15 protein-coding genes are annotated in these 19,270 nt (G+C 64.9%); 10 read left to right on the forward strand and 5 right to left on the reverse strand.

Features of this window, described 5'->3' with window-relative positions:
- Positions 1-49 precede the first annotated feature (49 nt).
- Positions 50-3,586 carry a DNA polymerase III subunit alpha gene (gene dnaE / locus AC4D2W_RS00410; RefSeq protein ID WP_490924958.1) on the forward strand — a complete coding sequence of 1,179 codons (3,537 nt, stop codon included), beginning with the start codon at positions 50-52 and terminating at the stop codon, positions 3,584-3,586.
- A gap of 95 nt (positions 3,587-3,681) precedes the next feature.
- On the opposite strand, the gene AC4D2W_RS00415 is transcribed toward dnaE, so the two are convergent.
- Together AC4D2W_RS00415 and AC4D2W_RS00420 are read right to left on the reverse strand one after the other, a co-directional pair.
- Positions 3,682-4,272, reverse strand: coding sequence for an ABC-2 transporter permease (locus AC4D2W_RS00415; protein ID WP_490924959.1), 591 nt, complete (start codon positions 4,270-4,272; stop codon positions 3,682-3,684).
- Positions 4,269-4,721 carry a hypothetical protein gene (locus tag AC4D2W_RS00420; RefSeq protein WP_490924960.1) on the reverse strand — a complete coding sequence of 151 codons (453 nt, stop codon included), beginning with the start codon at positions 4,719-4,721 and terminating at the stop codon, positions 4,269-4,271. Before AC4D2W_RS00420 ends, AC4D2W_RS00415 begins: the two co-directional genes overlap by 4 nt.
- 298 nt (positions 4,722-5,019) lie before the next feature.
- On the opposite strand from AC4D2W_RS00420, the gene AC4D2W_RS00425 reads away from it, so the two are divergent.
- From AC4D2W_RS00425 to nrdR, 3 genes are all read left to right on the forward strand, one after another.
- Positions 5,020-5,556 (forward strand): TetR/AcrR family transcriptional regulator, encoded by a 537-nt coding sequence (locus AC4D2W_RS00425; RefSeq protein ID WP_490924961.1) that lies wholly within the window; start codon positions 5,020-5,022, stop codon positions 5,554-5,556.
- A gap of 51 nt (positions 5,557-5,607) precedes the next feature.
- The gene (gene hisD, locus AC4D2W_RS00430) at positions 5,608-6,963 is read left to right on the forward strand and encodes a histidinol dehydrogenase (RefSeq protein ID WP_490924962.1); all 1,356 of its coding nucleotides are present in this window, start codon (positions 5,608-5,610) and stop codon (positions 6,961-6,963) included.
- Positions 6,964-7,155: 192 nt separating this feature from the next.
- Complete coding sequence (gene nrdR / locus AC4D2W_RS00435) at positions 7,156-7,653, forward strand: transcriptional regulator NrdR (protein WP_490924963.1); 498 nt, start codon at positions 7,156-7,158, stop codon at positions 7,651-7,653.
- A 254-nt stretch (positions 7,654-7,907) separates the two neighbouring features.
- Here nrdR and ppgK read toward each other — a convergent pair whose 3' ends face one another.
- Both ppgK and map read right to left on the reverse strand, forming a co-directional pair.
- Positions 7,908-8,714: a polyphosphate--glucose phosphotransferase gene (gene ppgK, locus AC4D2W_RS00440; RefSeq protein WP_490924964.1), complete on the reverse strand. Its 807-nt coding sequence runs from the start codon at positions 8,712-8,714 to the stop codon at positions 7,908-7,910.
- A 40-nt stretch (positions 8,715-8,754) separates the two neighbouring features.
- Positions 8,755-9,633, reverse strand: a complete 879-nt coding sequence (gene map / locus AC4D2W_RS00445; RefSeq protein WP_490924965.1) for a type I methionyl aminopeptidase — start codon at positions 9,631-9,633, stop codon at positions 8,755-8,757.
- 143 nt (positions 9,634-9,776) lie between these two features.
- Between map and AC4D2W_RS00450 the strand changes: the two genes are divergently transcribed.
- Positions 9,777-9,953, forward strand: coding sequence for an SPOR domain-containing protein (locus tag AC4D2W_RS00450; RefSeq protein ID WP_490924966.1), 177 nt, complete (start codon positions 9,777-9,779; stop codon positions 9,951-9,953).
- Between the two features lie 18 nt (positions 9,954-9,971).
- Here the strand turns inward: AC4D2W_RS00450 and panB are convergent, their stop codons facing one another.
- On the reverse strand, positions 9,972-10,841 hold the full coding sequence (panB, locus tag AC4D2W_RS00455) for a 3-methyl-2-oxobutanoate hydroxymethyltransferase (RefSeq protein ID WP_490924967.1): 870 nt from the start codon (positions 10,839-10,841) through the stop codon (positions 9,972-9,974).
- Between the two features lie 204 nt (positions 10,842-11,045).
- On the opposite strand from panB, the gene glnA reads away from it, so the two are divergent.
- The 5 genes from glnA to AC4D2W_RS00480 all read left to right on the forward strand — a co-directional run bounded on the left by glnA (position 11,046) and on the right by AC4D2W_RS00480 (position 19,105).
- Positions 11,046-12,386 (forward strand): type I glutamate--ammonia ligase, encoded by a 1,341-nt coding sequence (gene glnA, locus AC4D2W_RS00460; protein ID WP_490924968.1) that lies wholly within the window; start codon positions 11,046-11,048, stop codon positions 12,384-12,386.
- A gap of 64 nt (positions 12,387-12,450) precedes the next feature.
- The gene (locus AC4D2W_RS00465) at positions 12,451-15,468 is read left to right on the forward strand and encodes a bifunctional [glutamine synthetase] adenylyltransferase/[glutamine synthetase]-adenylyl-L-tyrosine phosphorylase (RefSeq protein ID WP_490924969.1); all 3,018 of its coding nucleotides are present in this window, start codon (positions 12,451-12,453) and stop codon (positions 15,466-15,468) included.
- A 145-nt stretch (positions 15,469-15,613) separates the two neighbouring features.
- Positions 15,614-17,083: an amino acid ABC transporter substrate-binding protein/permease gene (locus AC4D2W_RS00470; protein WP_490924970.1), complete on the forward strand. Its 1,470-nt coding sequence runs from the start codon at positions 15,614-15,616 to the stop codon at positions 17,081-17,083.
- Positions 17,080-17,808 (forward strand): amino acid ABC transporter ATP-binding protein, encoded by a 729-nt coding sequence (locus AC4D2W_RS00475; protein ID WP_490924971.1) that lies wholly within the window; start codon positions 17,080-17,082, stop codon positions 17,806-17,808. Before AC4D2W_RS00470 ends, AC4D2W_RS00475 begins: the two co-directional genes overlap by 4 nt.
- A gap of 652 nt (positions 17,809-18,460) precedes the next feature.
- Positions 18,461-19,105: a DUF2510 domain-containing protein gene (locus AC4D2W_RS00480; RefSeq protein WP_490924972.1), complete on the forward strand. Its 645-nt coding sequence runs from the start codon at positions 18,461-18,463 to the stop codon at positions 19,103-19,105.
- Positions 19,106-19,270: the final 165 nt, after the last annotated feature.

Here is a 19,270-nt window from a genome sequence, read left to right on the forward strand (position 1 = left end):
GGGCGGCGTGCCGTCCGGTGCCCGCGCCGCCCGGGCCTAGAATAGTTCGGTGGCTTCAGCAACTTCTTCGAAATCGTTTGTCCATCTTCACAACCACACCGAGTACTCCATGCTGGACGGTGCGGCCCGCCTGACGGATCTCTTCAGCCACGCTGAGGAGCTGGGCATGAACGCCGTGGCCACCACCGACCACGGTTTCGTGTTCGGGGCCTTCGACTTCTGGAACAAGGCCCGCAACGCCGGCATCAAACCGATCGTCGGCGTGGAGGCCTACCTGACGCCCGGTACGGCACGGGCGGACAAGACCCGCGTGAAATGGGGCGACGGCGGACGCAACGACGTCTCGGGCGCCGGCGCCTACACGCACATGACCATGTGGTCCGAGACCACCGAGGGCATGCACAACCTCTTCCGGATGTCCTCCCTGGCGTCCCTTGAAGGATTCCTCTACAAGCCGCGCATGGACCGGGACCTGCTCCAGACGTACGGCAAGGGCCTCATCGCCACCACCGGCTGCCCCTCCGGCGAGGTCCAGACCAAGCTGCGCCTGGGCCTGTACAAGGAAGCCGTCCAGGCAGCCTCGGACTTCCGGGACATCTTCGGGAAAGACAACTTCTTCTGCGAGCTGATGGACCACGGGCTGGACATCGAGCGCAACGTCCAGGCGGACCTGATCAAGCTGGCCCGCGAGCTGCAGCTGCCGCTGGTTGCCACCAATGACCTGCACTACACGCACGCTGAGGACGCCTCCGCGCACGCCGCGCTGCTGTGTGTGCAGTCCGGTTCCTCCCTCGCGGACCCCAAGCGCTTCAAGTTCGACGCCGACGAGTTCTACCTGAAGTCTCCGGCGGAAATGCGGGCCATCTTCCGCGACTACCCGGACGCCTGCGACAACACCCTGCTCATCGCCGAGCGGTGCGACGTCGAATTCAACACCAATGCCAACTACATGCCGCGCTTCCCCTGCCCGGAAGGCGAAAATGAGGAGTCCTGGTTCGTCAAGGAAGTTGAAACGGGCCTGCACCGCCGCTACCCCAACGGCATCACGGACGCCGTCCGCAAGCGTGCCGACTATGAAGTGGGCATCATCGCCCAGATGGGTTTCCCGGGCTACTTCCTGGTGGTGGCCGACTTCATCAACTGGGCCAAGGCCAACGGCATCCGCGTAGGTCCCGGCCGAGGCTCCGGCGCCGGTTCCATGGCGGCGTACGCCATGGGCATCACGGATCTGGATCCGCTGCAGCACGGCCTGATCTTTGAGCGGTTCCTGAACCCGGACCGTGTTTCCATGCCTGACTTCGACGTCGACTTCGATGATCGGCGCCGCTCCGAAGTGATCCACTACGTCACCGAGAAGTACGGCGACGAGCGCGTGGCCATGATTGTCACTTACGGCACCATCAAGGCCAAGCAGGCGCTGAAGGACTCCTCCCGGGTGATGGGTTATCCGTTCTCCGTGGGGGAGCGGCTGACCAAGGCCATGCCGCCGGACGTCATGGGCAAGGGCCTGTCCCTGCAGGATGTGCACAACAAGGACGCCAAGCGCTACGGCGAGGCTGAAGAGCTGCGCGAACTGCTGCGCACGGACCCCGACTCCCAGCGCGTCTTCGAGACGGCGCTGGGCCTGGAAGGCCTGAAGCGGCAGTGGGGCGTCCACGCCGCCGGCGTCATCATGTCCTCGGACCCGCTGATCGACATTATTCCGATCATGCGCCGTGACCAGGACGGACAGGTCATTACGCAGTTTGACTACCCGACCTGCGAAGGCCTGGGGCTGATCAAGATGGACTTCTTGGGCCTGCGGAACCTGACGATCGTCTCCGACGCCGTGGAGAACATCAAGAACAACCGCGGCGAGGACCTGGTCCTGGAAGACCTGCCGCTGGATCTGAAGGAAGCCTACGACCTCCTGGCCAGCGGCGACACCCTCGGCGTGTTCCAGCTCGACGGCGGGCCCATGCGGTCGCTGCTCAAGAGCATGCGCCCTGACAACTTCGAAGATATTTCCGCCGTCATCGCCCTGTACCGGCCGGGCCCCATGGGTGCGAATTCGCACACCAACTACGCCCTGCGCAAAACCGGACAGCAGGAAATCACTCCGATCCATCCGGAGCTTGAGGAACCGCTGGCGGAGATCCTGGGCACCACCTACGGCCTGATTGTCTATCAGGAGCAGGTGATGGCCATCGCCCAGAAGGTGGCCGGATTCAGCCTTGGCCAGGCCGACATTCTGCGCCGTGCCATGGGTAAGAAGAAGAAATCCGAGCTGGACAAGCAGTACGCCGGATTCCACCAGGGCATGATCGACCGCGGCTACTCGGAGGCGGCCATCAAGGCGCTCTGGGACATCCTGCTGCCGTTCTCCGACTACGCCTTCAACAAGGCGCACTCGGCGGCCTACGGCGTCGTCTCCTACTGGACTGCCTACCTGAAGGCGCAGTATCCGGCCGAATACATGGCCGCCCTGCTCACCTCCGTGGGTGATGACAAGGACAAGCTGGCCATGTACCTGAACGAATGCCGCAAGATGGGCATCACGGTGCTGCCGCCGGACGTGAATGAATCGTCCGTGAACTTCACCCCGGTCGGCAAGGACATCCGCTTTGGCATGGGGGCCATCCGCAACGTCGGCGCCAACGTGGTGCAGTCCATGGTGTCCGCCCGCGAGGAAAAGGGAGCGTTCACCAACTTCAAGGACTTCCTGATGAAGGTCCCTGCGGTGGTCTGCAACAAGCGCACCATCGAATCCCTGATCAAGGCCGGCGCTTTTGACTCGATGGGCCACGCGCGGCGTCCGCTGGCGATGATCCACGAAGAGGCGATCGATTCCGTCGTCGTCCTCAAGCGCAACGAAGCCGTGGGCCAGTTTGACCTCTTTGCCGCGATTGCGGACCAGGAGCCGGAAGACTCGATCAGCATCGAGATTCCGGACCTGCCGGAGTGGGAGAAAAAGGACAAGCTGTCCTTCGAGCGGGACATGCTGGGCCTGTACGTCTCGGACCATCCGCTGCAGGGCCTTGAGGGCATCCTCAGCCAGCACGCGGATTCGTCCATCACGAACATTGTGGGAGAGGAAGGCCCGCCCGACGGCGCCATTGTCACCATTGCCGGCATGATCACCTCGCTGCAGCGCAGGATTGCCAAGAACAGCGGCAACGCCTACGCCCGGTGCGAGATCGAGGACCTGGCCGGCTCCATGGAAGTCATGTTCTTCGGCCAGGTGTACGGCCCGATTGCCGCAGTCCTGGCCGAGGACCTCATTGTGGTGGTCCGCGGCCGGCTCCAGCGGCGCGACGACGGTGCCGTCACCCTGAACGCGCAGGAGCTCACCGTTCCGGACCTGAGTGAGGGCCATTCCGGGCCGGTGGTCATCTCCATGGCCACCTACAAGGCCACGGAAACCGTGGTAACCCAGCTCGGGGACGTGCTCCGCACGCATCCCGGCACCTCCGAGGTGCAGATCAGGCTCAACGGATCCCGCACCGTGGAAGTCATGAAACTGGGCGTTGACATGCGCGTGAACCCCACGCCGTCGTTGTTCGGTGATCTGAAGGTACTGCTCGGCCCGGCCTGCCTGGATGTCTAGGCCCGGCACCGCCGGGCGAACCCCGTAACTGAAAGACCTCCGGGTTGGCGGCTCTGATGAGCCCGCCAGCCGGAGGTCTTTTTGATGCACCAACCTTAGACGGCTGCGGCAGCTGCCTTTGGAGTTCCGCGGCAGCCAAAGCACTTGTCATAGCCGGCGCCGGCCAGGAAGGCGACGGCCAGCGAAATGACCAGGATCAGCATCAGTGCCAGCACATGGCCGCCGAGCCCCGTGTCACTGCCCGACCCGAAGTACAGGACCGCGCGGACGGCGCCGGCGATGGGGTGCAGCGGCTCCCAGGGCGCAATGGCCCGGAAGAATCCGGGCAGGGCCTCCAGCGGCACCACGGCTCCCGATGACGGCAGCCCCATAAGCACCAGGTAGACCATCGAGACCAGCAGCCCGGCGTTGCCGAAGAGCGTCAACAGCGCAAACACTGCTGCCGACACCGCGGCCATGGCCAGCCAACTGATGAGGAAGAGCGTTCCGCCGTTGGGCAGGGGAACGCCTGCGGCGGAGGCCACCCACATCACCACGGCGGCGGCCGGTGCAGCAGCGGTGACAAAGATTCCCCACTTAATCAGCAGGGTCTTCCACCGGGAGAGGCTCATCCGCCGGGACTCCATGAAGGCCGGACCCATCTCCAGCGGCGTCATCCCCACCCGCCCGTCCACGAGCACATTCACGCCGATGGACCCGGTGAGCCCCAGGACCAGGAGCAGATCGCGTAGTAGAAGGAGCCCATGCCCAGTGCCGTGCCCTCCTCCACGGGATGGTACGTGGTGGAGTTGATCTGCAGTGGATCCTGCAGCAGGACGGCAGCGGACGCGCTGACGCTGGGCGCCAGCTGGTCTGCCAGGGCCGCAGGTGTTCCGGCCTGCTGCCGGGCAAGCTCTTTGGCGAAGGCTTCCGTGGCCGGGCCCGCCTTGGCTGCCGCGGCCTGCGTCTGGCGCGCCTGCTCATTCTGTGAGGCCGTCAGCTGCTGTTCCACTGCGGTGCGTGCCTGTTCTTCGGCGTCGCCTGCTGCAATGGTGAGCTGTGCACCTATGGACGTGCTGGCCTGCTCCAGGGCCGGCTCGACAATCTCCGAAGCCAGCCGTGCGGCCAGGGCACCGGCCAACGGATCGGTGTACACCGTGACGGTGGGCCGGGCAGTTGCCTCCCCTCTGCCGCTGCTGGCTCAGTGCCGGAGTCCTGGTTGGCAATCGCCACCGGGAAGTGCGACAAATGCGCTGTTGGGTTAGCCAGGCCGCCCATGTACAGACCCGTGCCGGTTGCGGCAAGCACGATGACCACAACCATGGGAAGAAGCCAGAACATCGGCGCTCTGTACGGTGAGGTTGCCGCGGTGCCGGGCGGGCAGAGTGCCGGGGGCGGACGGGAGTAGACGTGGACATGCGGGCAAGATGCGGAATGCACCTGCAGGAAAGAGGATGACCATGGGCGCTGAGTCCGACGCCGGACCCTCCAGAAGATCGCGGACCGCCACCCGCAGCCGCCTGCTGTCCTCCTCGGCGGAGGTGTTTGCGGAGAAGGGGATAGAAGCAGCCAGCGTCGAGGAGCTGTGTGCTGCGGCCGGCTTCACGCGGGGAGCGTTCTACAGCAACTTCGCCAGCAAGACCGATCCTGCGCTCGCCATGTACGAGGAGCACATCCGGCAGCTTGCGGAACGGCTGAACAGCCAGCTGGATCAGTGGCTGCACTCCGGCGGAGTGGAGCCGGCCGCCGTCGTCGACGGGCAGCGGAAGATGCTGGCCGATACCGTCACCGCAGCGCTGGTTCGGATTGCGGCCGCCCACAATGCCGTCTTTACGGTCGATCCCGCGGAGCTGTCACGGGTGCTGCTTGCGGTCTACTGCGGCCTGCTGAACGAACAAATTGCCGGCGGCGGCAGTCATCTTCCGCAGTTGAACCTTGTTGCCATGACGTGGCAGAGCCTCACTGCACCCGGGCCGCTCCCGGCACCGTAACGGACCGGCAGCCATCGGCGGAAGAACGGGTGCTTAGGTAGACTGGGAAACGTGATTCCTCCTTCCAGCTCAGACCCCGTCTTCGTTTCCTTCGGCACCATCGACCTGCGCGGTCAGCATCTGACGCCGGCCGGACTCAAGCACGCGATGCCGCGCGCGGAGACCACCACGGATGTGGCTTCGGATGCGGTTGCCGCCATCATTGCCGATGTCCGCTCCCGCGGTTATGAAGCACTCGCTGAACTGGCCGCTCGTTTTGACCATGTGGAGCGGGACTGCCCGCTGGTTCCCCGTGCGGCACTGAAGGAAGCCCTGGAGCAGTTGGATCCCACGATCCGCGCCGCCCTGGAGGAATCCATCCGGCGTGCCCGGCTCTTCGCCGAGGCCCAGCGCCCGCGGGACACCGACCTGCAGATCGGTCCCGGAGCCACCGTCAGCCAGAAATGGCTTCCCGTTAACCGGGTGGGCCTCTACGTCCCCGGCGGACTGGCGGTGTACCCGTCCTCGGTGATCATGAACGTGATCCCCGCCCAGGCCGCCGGTGTTTCCTCGCTCGCCCTGGCTTCGCCGCCGCAGCGGTTCTTCGGCGGTTTGCCGCACCCGACCATTCTGGCCGCGGCTGAACTCCTGGGCATTGAAGAGGTGTACGCCATGGGCGGCGCCCAGGCCATTGCCGCCTTTGCCTACGGTGTTCCGGCCTCCGGCGATAACCCGGAACTGGAGCCGGTGGACGTGGTGACCGGGCCGGGCAACGTTTACGTGGCCACCGCCAAGCGCCTGGTCAAGGGAGTGGTGGGCATTGACGCCGAAGCCGGTCCCACGGAGATTGCCATCCTCGCCGACGGGGGTGCGGATGCCAGGCTGGTGGCCGCGGACCTTATCAGCCAGGCCGAACACGATCCCAATGCGGCCTCTGTCCTCGTTACCGATTCTCCGGATCTGGCGGAGCGGGTCCGAGAGGAACTGAGCCGCCAGGTTCCGGCGACCCGGCACAGCGGACGGGTGGCCACCGCCCTTTCCGGTCCCCAGTCCGGAACCATCCTGGTGGATGACCTGGAGCAGGGCATTGCCGTCTGCAACGCCTACGGAGCCGAACACCTGGAAGTTCAAACCGCCAACGCTGCAGACATTGCTGCCCGCATCACGAGTGCCGGCGCCATCTTTGTCGGCAACTACAGCCCCGTGAGCCTCGGCGATTACTGCTCCGGATCCAACCACGTGCTGCCCACCGCCGGAACCGCTGCCTTCTCTTCGGGACTGAATGTCACCACCTTCATGCACGCTATACAGGTCATCAACTATGACCGCGCCGCACTGGAGGAAGTGAGCGGGCATGTTGTCGCCCTGTCACAGGCCGAGGACCTTCCGGCCCACGGCGACGCCGTATCGGTCCGTTTTTCCTCCTGACACTTGGAGCCGCAACCCCCACATGTAGTACCAGCAGGTACAACATGTGGGGGTTGCAATTGGTGCTGACCGGCCTGCGGCCCTAGAATGAGTGCGCAGCCGGCGCCGTGCCGGCTGAACCGAGCTTCTCTGTGATGCAGCAGTCATCGCAGATGCTGTCCCGGGCCCTGAACGCCAGCGAAAGGACACCGGATGTATTGTCCGTTCTGCCGCAACGCTGATTCGCGCGTAGTGGACAGCCGCCTCGCCGACGACGGCTCCGCCATCCGCCGACGCCGCCAATGCCCCGACTGCGGGCGCCGTTTCAGCACCGTGGAGACCACCAGCCTGAGTGTCATCAAGCGCTCCGGAGTGGGGGAACCGTTCAGCCGCGGCAAGGTTATCAACGGCGTACGCAAGGCCTGCCAGGGCCGGCCGGTCAGCGAAGATGACCTGGCCATGCTGGCACAGGAAGTGGAGGAATCCATCCGTGCCAGCGGAGTGGCGGAGATTGACGCCCATGAGGTGGGTTTGGCCATCCTGAAGCCCCTCAAGAAGCTGGACCAGGTGGCTTACCTGCGGTTTGCGAGCGTCTACCAGGCGTTCGATTCACTGGAGGACTTTGAAGCAGCCATCGCGGTGCTGCGCGAGGACTCCCTGAATCCCCAGACCCGCACCGAGTCAGTGCAGCGGCCGCTCACTGCACGCTGAAGCGGCGTTCGCTCCCGGCAGCACGCGGCCACTGTCTCCCACGTCTAAATGTGCTGGTACGGATTCTTTTGCACAGATTAGCTTGTACAGATAATGCGCCTATCCGGCTCTGAGAACCCCCGTTATCTGTACAACCGATGTGTGCGGCCTCGGTACACCGGCACAGCATCAGCAGCTCCTCCGGCACAGCGAAGCGGCGGCAGGTAATCCTGCCGCCGCTTCGCGCTATGTTCCTGCCGGTGGGTCCGCAGGGCCTACTTGATGTAGTCGAAATGCAGGGCAGCCTGCAGGGCGGCGCCCACAATGCCGGCGTTGTTCTTCAGGTTGGCCGTGACCAGGGGAGTGCGCAGGTCAAGCAGCGGCAGGAAGTCCTCGCTGCGCTTGGAGATGCCGCCGCCCACAACAAAGAGGTCCGGGGAGAACAGGAACTCCACGTGGGAGAAGTACCGCTGCAGGCGCTGCGCGTATTCTTCCCAGCTGATGTTGTCGCGTTCACGGGCTGAGGCCGAGGCCCGCGTTTCCGCGTCCACACCGTCAATCTCCAGGTGGCCGAGCTCGGCGTTGGGCACAAGCTGGCCGTTGGAAATGAGCGCCGAACCGATGCCGGTGCCCAGCGTGATGATCAGGACGGTGCCGTCGACACCGCGGCCGGCACCGTAGCGCGCTTCGGCCATACCGGCAGCGTCGGCGTCGTTCATGACCTGCACTTCGCGGTTCAGCGCGTTGGTGAGCAGGGCATCGACGTCCGTGTCCACCCAGCTCTTGTCCACGTTGGCAGCGGAACGGGCCACGCCGTGCTGGATGATCGCCGGGAACGTCACGCCGATCGGGACCTCGGTCCCGGGGCCGTCCGGACGGGAGGAGAGCTCGGCAACAATCTGGCCGACGACGCCGGCTACGGCTTCCGGGGTGGCCGGCTGCGGCGTGGGAATGCGGAAACGGTCACCGATCAGCTTGCCCTTGGTGAGGTCGACAATGCCGCCCTTGATGCCGGTGCCGCCAATATCAATGCCGATCACAGCGTGTGCGTCTCCGTGCTTGGTCTTGTGCTTCTTCGCCATGGTTCTCCAGTGGTAGGTCTGTCTCGTGTCGTGGACGCTGTTAGGGGAGGGTCAGAACTTCGGCGCCGGTATCCGTCACGAGCAGCGTGTGCTCAAACTGGGCGGTGCGTTTGCGGTCCTTGGTGAGGACTGTCCAATTGTCATCCCACATGTCCCACTCAATGGTGCCGAGAGTGAGCATAGGCTCAATGGTAAACACCATTCCCGGTTCAATGAGCCGGCTGTAGGCCGGCGCGGCGTCGTAGTGGGGAATGATGAGTCCGGTGTGGAAGGCTTCGCCCACTCCGTGGCCGGTGAAGTCACGGACCACGCCGTATCCGAACCGCTTGGCGTAGGACTCGATGGTCCGGCCGATGACGTTGATTTCCCGTCCCGGCATGACTGCTTTGATGGCCCGGCGCAGGGACTCCTGAGTGCGTTCCACCAGCAGCCGCGACTCTACGTCCACGTCGCCCACCAGGAACGTCCAGTTGGTGTCACCGTGCACGCCGTTGATGTAGGCGGTGATGTCAATGTTGATGATGTCGCCGTCCTCGAGCACCGTGGTGTCCGGGATGCCGTGGCAGATGACCTCGTTGACGGAGGAGCACAGCGACTTGGGGAAGCCTCGGTAGCCCAGGGTGGAGGGGTATGCATGGTGGTCAAGCAGGAACTCGTGGCCTACCCGGTCCAGCTCATCGGTGGTGATGCCCGGAGCGATGTGCTTGCCGACTTCCACAATCGCCTGGGCAGCAATCTTGGACGCTGCACGGATCTTCTCGATGGTTTCAGGGGACTTGACCTCGGAACCGGTGAAGGGGGCCGGAGCTTCCTTATCAACGTACTCCGGACGCGGAATCGATGCCGGGACTTTGAGACGGGGGCTCACGTTTCCCGGCGTCACGTGGCCAAGGGGTGCAGTGTCAACAGTGTGGGGCATACCATCGATCTTATCGCCGCGGGGCCCCTGCCCCGGTACGCGGACGGCCCGTCGGGGGACGCGCGGGCGTATTTGCGGAGCAGTTCCGCTGCTGGGATGTCCGCGGCGGGTAACAAGAGCACCATGATCAAGGAGACCGAATTATGGCCGAGTACTGGTTCAACGTTGTCACGCACGAGGTCGAAGAGGGGCCCCAGTCCGACTGGACCAAACTGCTGGGCCCGTACAAGACGCAGGAGGAGGCCCAGTCCGCGCTGCTGAAGGTCCAGCAGCGCAATGAGGCCTGGGACAAAGAGGATGAAGAAAACCGCAACTGGTAGCGCGAGCGCGGTCGGGGGCTAAAAGCTGTGCTCCGGGCCGGGAAAGGCGCCGCTGCGGACTTCATCCGCGTAGGTTCGGGCCGCATCTGCCAGCACCGACCGGACATCGGCGAACGCCTTGACGAATCGAGGCTGCTTGCCGCCGCGCAGGCCCGCCATGTCCTGCCACACGAGCACCTGGCCCGTGGTCGCATTGCCGGCGCCGATGCCGATGGTGGGAACGCCAACGGCGGCATCCACCTCGGCAGCCACATCGGCCGGAACCATTTCCATCAGGACGCAGAACGCACCCGCATCGGCCAGGGCCGCGGCGTCGTCGAGCACTGCACGGCGGGCGTCGCCGCGGCCCTGCACCCGGTAGCCGCCCAGGGCGTGCTCGCTCTGCGGGGTGAAGCCCACATGCGCCATCACCGGAATGCCGGCCGCCGCGAGGGCCCGGACATGCGGGGCATAATGCGCCCCGCCTTCCATCTTCACGGCATGCACCAGACCTTCCTTGAGCAGTCTGATCGAGGATTCCACGGCCTGGGCCGGGGAGACTTCGTAGGAGCCGAAGGGCAGGTCGCAGACCACCAGGGCGCGCTGGGCTCCGGCGGTGACGGAGCGGGCAAAAACGATCATTTCATCAAGCGTGATCGGCAGGGTGGTGGCGTGGCCCATGACATTGTTGGCCGCTGAATCGCCCACCAGCAGCACTTCAATTCCTGCCTCGTCGAAGATGGCCGCGGTGTACTGGTCGTAGGCCGTGAGCATTGCAAAATGTGCCCCGGCGTCCTTGATCTGCTGCAGGTGCGGGATGCGGATCCGTCGCGGGCCCTCGGGATTGCCGGGACGCCCGGGAGCGGCGGAGGCGGAGGCATAGGGTGCGGGATGTTCGGCATCGGTCATTCCCCGAGCGTACTAAAAACGCGGACTGTTGCGGCCCCTGTCCCGGAAGCTCCTTCAGCCGGACGTAACGCACGGCCGTAACGAAGGGGCAGCTGCAGGCTCGGCGCGGCATTCAGCGCAGTGATGGGTAGAGTAAACGCAGGCTTGTAACACTGGGACGGCCCGGAGGATCCGGGTCCTCCCACCGTCCGGAAAGAGGTAGGGATGAACCGCCAGCAGGAATTCGTTTTGCGCACCATTGAAGAGCGAGACGTCCGGTTTGTGCGGTTGTGGTTTACCGATGTTGTGGGCACGCTGAAATCCGTGGCGCTGGCTCCGGCCGAGGTTGAAGGCGCGTTTGAAGAGGGCCTGGGCTTTGACGGCTCCTCCATTGAGGGGCTGGCCCGCGTCTTCGAATCCGACATGCTGGCACAGCCGGACCCGTCCACCTTCCAGATCCTGCCCTGGCGCGGAGAGTCTGAGCAGACTTCGCGCATGTTCTGCGACGTGCTCACTCCGGACGGACAGCCGTCCGCCGCGGATCCGCGGAACGTGCTCAAGCGCCAGCTGGCCAAGGCCGCGGACATGGGCTTCACCTGCTATACGCATCCGGAAATTGAGTTCTACCTGCTGAAGTCCGATGAGCTCGGACCCGACGGCGAACCGGTCCCCGTGGACCGTGCCGGTTACTTTGACCATGTTCCCGGCGGTGTGGCTCAGGACTTCCGCCGCACCGCGGTGTCCATGCTGGAGGCCGTGGGGATCTCCGTGGAGTTCAGCCACCACGAGGCCGGCCCCGGCCAGAACGAGATTGACCTGCGCTACGCGGATGCGCTGCAGACAGCGGACAACATCATGACCTTCCGCACGGTCGTCAAGGAAGTGGCGCTGACCACCAGCTGCTACGCCACGTTTATGCCCAAGCCGTTCTCCGACCACCCGGGCTCGGGCATGCACACCCACCTTTCCCTGTTCGAAGGGGACACCAACGCCTTCTTCGAAGCCGGTGCCCAGTACCAGCTGTCCCGCACCGCCCGGCAGTTCATCGCCGGTATCCTGCGCCACGCTCCGGAATTCACTGCGGTCACCAACCAGTTCGTGAACTCCTACAAGCGGCTCTGGGGCGGCGGGGAGGCTCCGAGCTATGTGTCCTGGGGCCACAACAACCGGTCCGCCCTCGTCCGCGTCCCCCTGTACAAGCCGGGCAAGGGCCAGTCCGCCCGCATTGAATACCGCGGCATCGACTCCGCCGCCAACCCGTATCTGTCCTATGCCGTCCTGCTCGGCGCGGGTCTGAAGGGCATCGAAGAAGGTTACGATCTGCCCGCCGGTGCCGAGGATGACATCGAGAGCCTCTCGGCGGCCGAACGCCGCGCCATGGGCCTGGATCCGCTGCCGGCCTCGCTGCATGATGCCGTGCGCGCCATGGAGGAATCCGAACTGGTGGCGGACATCCTGGGCGAGCAGGTTTTCGAGAACTTCCTGCGCAACAAGCGTGCCGAGTGGAACGAGTACCGCCAGCACGTCACGCAGTTTGAACTGAAGAAGAACCTGGGCATTCTTTAGTCCGGCCCCCGATGATCTGCGGTACCCAACGGCATGGAGGAATGAGCGATATGGAGGACCTCCGATGAGTCTCACCCGCCGGCTGATTGCCGCAGGCTTCACTGACCTGGAAAAGAGCAGCCGCTTCCTGCAGGCTCCGGAACTGGAGGGCCTGGACGAATCCGTGCTGTTCACCGGCTTCCTGCAGGCCGCGGACCCGGACCTGGCCCTGCAGTCACTGGTCCGGCTGCTGGACCGGGTTCCCTCGCTGCGGGAACTGGTGGAGGGCGGCGTGGAGGAAAGCGAAGCACTGTTTCGGCTGCTTGGAGCCTCCGAGGCGCTCGCCGAGTTCCTCATGCGCCACCCGGAGGCAGCGGAAAGCCTGCGGTCTCCGCTGCGCGCGGAGCCCGCGGAGGTAGCCGGTGACATCCTGCGCGCCTCGCTGCTGGAATCCGTGAAGGCCGGCACCGGAGACGCCCCGGTGGCCGGCATCACCGGCACCGAAGCCTATGTGGCGCTTCGCTCCCGTTACCGCCGCCATCTGCTGGACCTGGCGGTGCGGGATCTGGGTGCAGCCTCGCCCACCGATGTGCTGCCCGCCGTCGGCCGTGAGCTCGCGGATCTTGCCGGTGCGGCGCTGGAAGCGGCGTTGGCGGTGTCACGTGCCGAATTGGCCTCCAGCTATCCGGCCGAGGACATTTCGCGTGTCCGGCTGGCCGTGATTGCCATGGGCAAATGCGGTGCCCGGGAGCTCAACTACATCTCCGACGTGGACGTCATCTACGTGATGGAAGCGCAGGACCTGGATGAAACATCCGCGGCCCGGATCGGCACCGCGCTGGCGGCCGGTATCTCCCGAGCCATCAACGCATCCGCACCCGAGCCCGGGTTGTGGGAAGTGGACACCAACCTCCGCCCGGAGGGCAAGGACGGGCCCCTGGTCCGCACCCTGGACTCACATCTGAGCTATTACTCGCGCTGGGCGCACACCTGGGAGTTCCAGGCATTGCTCAAGTCCCGCGCTGCAGCGGGGGACCCGGACCTGGGGCGGCGCTATGAGGAAGCAGTGGCCCCGCTCATCTGGTCGAGCACCGAGCGCGAAGGGTTCGTGGAAGCGGTGCAGGCGATGCGCCGCCGCGTCACGGACAACATTCCGGCCCACGAGGAGGCCCGGCAGCTCAAGCTCGGCAGCGGCGGGCTTCGCGACGTTGAATTCACCGTCCAGCTGCTGCAGCTGGTTCACGGACGCACCGATGAGTCCCTGCGCGTGCGCAGCACGACGGCGGCCATCGCCGCGCTGAGTGAGGGCGGCTACATCGGCCGTACCGACGCCGTGGACCTGGACGCCGCGTACCGTTACCTGCGCGTCCTGGAGCACCGCATCCAGCTGGTGCACATGCGGCGCACGCACCTCATGCCGGAGACCGAGCCGGCCCTGCGCGCCCTGGCCAAGGCCGCCGCCGGCTCCCTCGCCGTCGGCCGTCCCACCGCGGAGCGGCTCACCGACACCTGGCAGCGCACCAAGCGGCTGGTTCGCCGGCTGCACGAAAGCATTTTTTACCGTCCGCTGCTCAACACCGCTTCCAACCTCAGCGTGGACGAGGTGAAGCTCTCCCCGGCGGCCGCCCAGGCGCGGCTGGCGGCACTGGGATATGCCGACCCCAAGGGCGCCATGCGGCACATTGAGGCGCTAACCGCCGGGATCAGCCGCCGGGCCGCCCTGCAGCGCCAGCTGCTGCCGGTACTGCTGGGATGGCTGGCCGACGGCGTGGACCCCGACGCAGGCCTGCTGGGCTTCCGACGGCTCAGTGAGTCGCTGGGGGAGACGCACTGGTACCTGGGCATGCTGCGCGACTCCTCGGCAGCGGGGGAGCGGCTGTGCTCGATTCTCTCCTCCAGCCGGTTCATCACGGACCTGCTGGAAGTCTCCCCGGAAGCCACTGCCTGGCTGGACACGGACAAAAACCTGGTCCCCATGAGCTTTGATGCACAGTGGCAGGAAATCCGGTCCAAAATGTCCCGCCATCCCAAGCCGCAGGAAGCGATGCGCCTGATCCGCCTGATCCGCCGGCGCGAAATGCTGCGGATTGCTCTCGCGGACAGCGCCGGGCTGCTCTCGCAGGAGGACGTGGGACTGGCGCTCGCCGACGCGGACAGGGCTGCCGTCCTGGGCGCGCTGCATGTCGCCGAGGGCGAGGTCTTCGGCGCGGAGGACAGGCTCACCGAGATGCTGGTGGTGGCCATGGGCCGCCAGGGCGGACGCGAAATCGGCTACGGATCCGACGCCGACGTCCTCTACGTCCACCGTGCCCTTCCCGGCGCCGATCCCGGCGCCGCCCAGTCCCAGGCCGAACGCATTGTCGGGCAGCTCTCGGCGCTGCTGCAGCAGCCGTGCACCCCCGCCGTCCTGGCGGAAAAGGTGCTCATCCTGGATGCCGGACTCCGCCCCGAAGGCCGCAACGGGCCTCTGGTCCGCAGCCTGGGGTCCTACCGGGAGTATTACAGCCGGTGGTCGCTGATCTGGGAGGCGCAGGCACTGCTCCGTGCCCGCCCCATGGCCGGCAGCGATGATCTGGCAGCGGACTTCATTGACCTGATCAACCCCATCCGTTACTCCGCCGGGGTCACCGAGCACGACGTGGTGGAAATCCGGCGGATCAAGGCACGCGTGGAGAACGAACGCCTTCCCCGCGGCGCCGATCCCTCACGCCAGCTCAAGCTGGGCAGGGGTGCGCTCAGCGACGTGGAGTGGCTGGTGCAGCTGCTCCAGCTTGAGCACGCCGGCAAGTATCCCCAGCTGCGGACCACATCCACCCTGCCGGCGCTCGACGCCCTGGCCGCGGCGGCCCTGATTCCGGAGGCGGATGCCGCCATTCTGCGTGAAGCCTGGCTCCTGGCCAGCAGGATCCGAAGCGCCAACGTCATCCGGGGCGGACGCAACGCAGACGTGTTGCCTTCCTCACGCCGGGAACTGGAGGCAGTGGCCCGATGGTGCGGTTACGGGTCCGGCCAGGGCGGCGTGCTGGAGGAGGATTACCTGCGGATTACCCGCCGTTCGCGGGCTGTTTTCGAGCGCTGGTTCTACGGATACGGCTCTCACTGACCCCTCGGGTGAAGCCTGGAGGCTGCTCGGTTGAGCCTGCCCCTGCGGCCTCCCGGTTAGTTCCTGAGCCTCTCGCTGGGTAGTCTCTATGAGGCATTATCGGCATTTTTGTGCCGTTCCGGAACATCTAGGAGACGTTTTTACCTTGCATACAGGCAATCGGGTCCGTCGAGGCCCGGCCAAACTCGCTGCCCCGTTCATAGCGGCGACCGCGGCCATCGCACTGCTCCTTGGCGTCCCCGCAACGGGGGCCAGCGCCGCGGAAACTCCCAATGCGGCCGAGGGCCAGAGTTTCTCCGTCGGCACGGACACCACCTTTGCCCCCTTTGAGTTCCGCCAGGACGGCGAACTTGTGGGTATTGACATGGATCTCCTGAACTCCATTGCCGAGGAAGAGGACTTCACCGTTGATATCCGCTCCCTGGGCTTTGACGCGGCGCTCCAGGCACTGCAGTCCAACCAGGTTGACGGTGTCATTGCCGGCATGTCCATCACCGAGGAACGCCAGAAGACCTTTGACTTCTCGGATCCGTACTTCGAGTCCGGCATCCAGATGGCCGTCGCCGAGAACGACGACGAAATCAGCAGTTACGAAGACTTGGCCGGAAAGCGCGTGGCCGTCAAGACCGGCACCGAGGGCCAAACCTTCGCCGAGTCCATCAAGGACCAGTACGGATTCAGCGTGGTGGCCTTTGCCCAGTCCGCCCAGATGTACGACGACGTAAAGTCCGGCGGCTCCGTGGCAGTCTTCGACGACTACCCCGTGCTCGCATACGGGGTGAAGTCCGGCAACGGCCTCAAGACCGTCACGGAAAAGGAAGCCGGTTCCTCCTACGGCTTCGCCGTGAACAAGGGCACCAACCCCGAGCTGCTGGCCGCCTTCAACTCCGGCCTGGCCGAGCTGAAGGCCAGCGGCGAGTACGACGAGATCCTGGACCGCTACCTGGAAGCCGGAGCCGAAGATTCCAGCTTCTGGTCCCTGGTCACCGACAACGCACCGGCCTTTGCCAAGGGCATGGGCCTGACTCTGCTGGCCACCGCCCTGTCCCTGGTCTTCGCGCTGGTGCTTGGTGTGCTGTTCGGCTTCTTCAAGGTCAGCTCCAACATAGTGCTGCGAGGCATCGCCACCACCTACGTGGCGATCTTCCGCGGCACCCCGGTACTGGTCCAGGCATTCTTCTTCTACTTCGGCCTGCCGCAGCTGATCGGGCACCCGGTGGACGTCCTGACCGCGGGCGTGCTGACGCTGTCACTGAACGCCGGTGCCTACATGACTGAAATTGTCCGCGGCGGCATCCAGTCGGTGGACCCGGGCCAGATGGAGGCTGCACGCAGCCTGGGCCTTGGGTACGGCAAGACCATGCAGAAGGTCATCATTCCGCAGGCCGTGAAGATCATGACGCCCTCCTTCATCAACCAATTCGTGATCACCCTGAAGGACACATCGCTGCTGGCCGTGATCGGCTTTGCCGAACTCACCTACCAGGCACAGCAGATCTACGCCGTGAACTTCCGCACCGCAGAGGTGCTGTTGATCGTGGGCGCCCTGTACTTCATCGTCATCACGCTGCTGACCAAGCTGGCAGATGTCCTGGATAAGAGGTTTAACAAGTGAGCAAAATCGAAACCCGCGGACTGCGCAAGTCCTACGGCACCAATGAGGTCCTCAAGGGCCTGGACGTTTCCATTGCCGAAGGCGAGGTTGTCTGTGTCATTGGACCCTCCGGCTCGGGCAAGTCAACCTTCCTGCGCTGCCTGAACAAGCTCGAAGACATCAGCGGCGGCGAAGTGGTGGTTAACGGGGCCAGCCTGACCGACCCCAAGGTGGACCTGAACAGAGTCCGCCAGAACATCGGCATGGTGTTCCAGCACTTCAATCTGTTCCCGCACATGAGCGTGCTGCAGAATGTCATGCTGGCACCGCTGGAACTGAAGAAGGGTTCCAAGGCGGAGGTCCGGGCGAACGCGCTGCGCCTCCTGGAGCAGGTGGGTCTGGCGGACAAGGCCGACGCCCGCCCGGCGCAGCTTTCCGGCGGCCAGAAGCAGCGCGTGGCCATTGCCCGTGCCCTGGCGATGGCCCCGGACATCATGCTCTTCGATGAGGCTACGTCCGCCCTCGACCCGGAAATGGTGGGCGAGGTCCTGCAGGTCATCCGCGACCTGGCCAAGGCCGGCATGACCATGGTGGTGGTGACCCACGAAATGGGCTTTGCCCGCGAAGTGGCAGACCGCGTGATCTTCATGGCCGACGGCCACATTGTGGAGGAAGGCGAACCCGAGTCGTTCTTCTCCTCACCCAAGCATCCCCGGCTGCAGGATTTCCTGGCCAAGGTGCTCTAACGCTCCACAGCACTGCGGCGCCGCACCGGCGCCGCAACGACGACGGCGGCCGTTCCCATGGCGGGGACGGCCGCCGTCGTCGTTGCAGGTCCGGGTGCGGGTGAGCAAACCCACGTTGAGGTCGCGGCCGAAGGCACCTACAGTTAAAGGAGCAGGAATCACCGGCACGTCGGCCCGAGCCGACCACATGCCCCCCTGCACTGCAGCGGTTGCGCTGCACATCAAAGACTGCACTGCAGCAGCCGCTCTGCCTTCCCGGCAGGAGCAGGAACCGCATTCCCATTCCGGCGCAGAGCCGCCATGTCCGCGTGCCTTCGCCGCCGACCGGGAATGCCGCTATCAATCGATTGGAGAATTGTTAATGTTGAAGCGTGCCACCACGACCCGGCGCAGGACAGGGTCAGCCGTATCGAGGCAAATGACAGCCATAGCAGTGGGCTGTGCCCTCATTGCCGGAGGTGTATCGGCTGCGGAGATCAGCATGCTGAACAACTCCCGTGCCGACACCTCCGTCAGCACACAGTTCGTTCCCTAACCCGCAGCAACAGCTGTGGACGGAGGACTCCGGTTTGCGCTGCATCGGATACGTTTGGTTTGACGACCTGTCCGTTAGCGCAGCGGCAACCGCCGCCTTCCTCACCTGGAGACTCCCATGACAACGCCACTGCCCGGCTGGTATCAGGATCCAGCCCAACCAAACCAGCAGAAGTGGTGGGACGGCACGGCGTGGACGAATTACACGCTGCCGTTGGCCGAGCAAACGCAGGCTGAACCAGCCGAGCAGTCAGCGGGGAACTCCGTTCCGGATTCAACCGGAACGGACGTTGATGATGTTCCCGGCCACGTGCCGCTTGCCCCGCTGTCCATCCCTGATTCCACCGGCCGGGAGGGCGGCTCCGTGCCCGGTCCGGGCAATGCGCAGGGCTACCCGGGGCACCAGCAGGGCCAGGACGGCGCTCAGGGTTATGCGCAGCAGTACCCGGGGTCGGCGCCGGCGTATCCCGCTTACCCCGGATATCCGGGCTTCCCCGGCAACCAGATGCTGAGGTCCAACCCCCTCGCCCTGACCGGATTCATCCTCGGGCTTGTCAGCCTCTTTCTTTTCTTCATTCCCCTTTTCGGCACGGCCGTCTGCCTGACCGCTGTAGTGTTCTCCGCCGTCGGGCTGGCCAAGCAAAGAGGCCGTGCGCCCAGATACAAATCTTTCGGCATCATCGGCCTGGTTCTGGGCATCCTTTTCTCCCTGTTGTCGTTGGCGCTGACAATTGCGATCTTTTCCAGCCCGTACTACTACTGACAGCTCCCACTGACAGCTGCTCGGACGGCGCTTCGTTCCGGGCGGCTGTTCGTCTTTAACGCCCCGGCTCTTTGTGCCCCAACCGCTGGCACCCGAAATTTTGCCCCGCGGGCGCCTTGATCCACCGCTATTTGGCGTTACTATGTACTGGTAGCTAGCATTACC

It is taken from the genome of Arthrobacter sp. TJ-58, from assembly GCF_058269295.1.

Bases quoted from the DNA above. Each gene is read 5' to 3' on its own strand.
- AC4D2W_RS00450 (WP_490924966.1), top strand. From the start codon at position 9,777: ATGGCCGAGTACTGGTTCAACGTTGTCACGCACGAGGTCGAAGAGGGG.
- glnA (WP_490924968.1), top strand. From the start codon at position 11,046: ATGAACCGCCAGCAGGAATTCGTTTTGCGCACCATTGAAGAGCGAGAC.
- ppgK (WP_490924964.1), bottom strand. From the start codon at position 8,714: ATGGCGAAGAAGCACAAGACCAAGCACGGAGACGCACACGCTGTGATC.
- AC4D2W_RS00465 (WP_490924969.1), top strand. From the start codon at position 12,451: ATGAGTCTCACCCGCCGGCTGATTGCCGCAGGCTTCACTGACCTGGAA.
- nrdR (WP_490924963.1), top strand. From the start codon at position 7,156: ATGTATTGTCCGTTCTGCCGCAACGCTGATTCGCGCGTAGTGGACAGC.
- AC4D2W_RS00425 (WP_490924961.1), top strand. From the start codon at position 5,020: ATGACCATGGGCGCTGAGTCCGACGCCGGACCCTCCAGAAGATCGCGG.
- AC4D2W_RS00480 (WP_490924972.1), top strand. From the start codon at position 18,461: ATGACAACGCCACTGCCCGGCTGGTATCAGGATCCAGCCCAACCAAAC.
- panB (WP_490924967.1), bottom strand. From the start codon at position 10,841: ATGACCGATGCCGAACATCCCGCACCCTATGCCTCCGCCTCCGCCGCT.
- map (WP_490924965.1), bottom strand. From the start codon at position 9,633: ATGCCCCACACTGTTGACACTGCACCCCTTGGCCACGTGACGCCGGGA.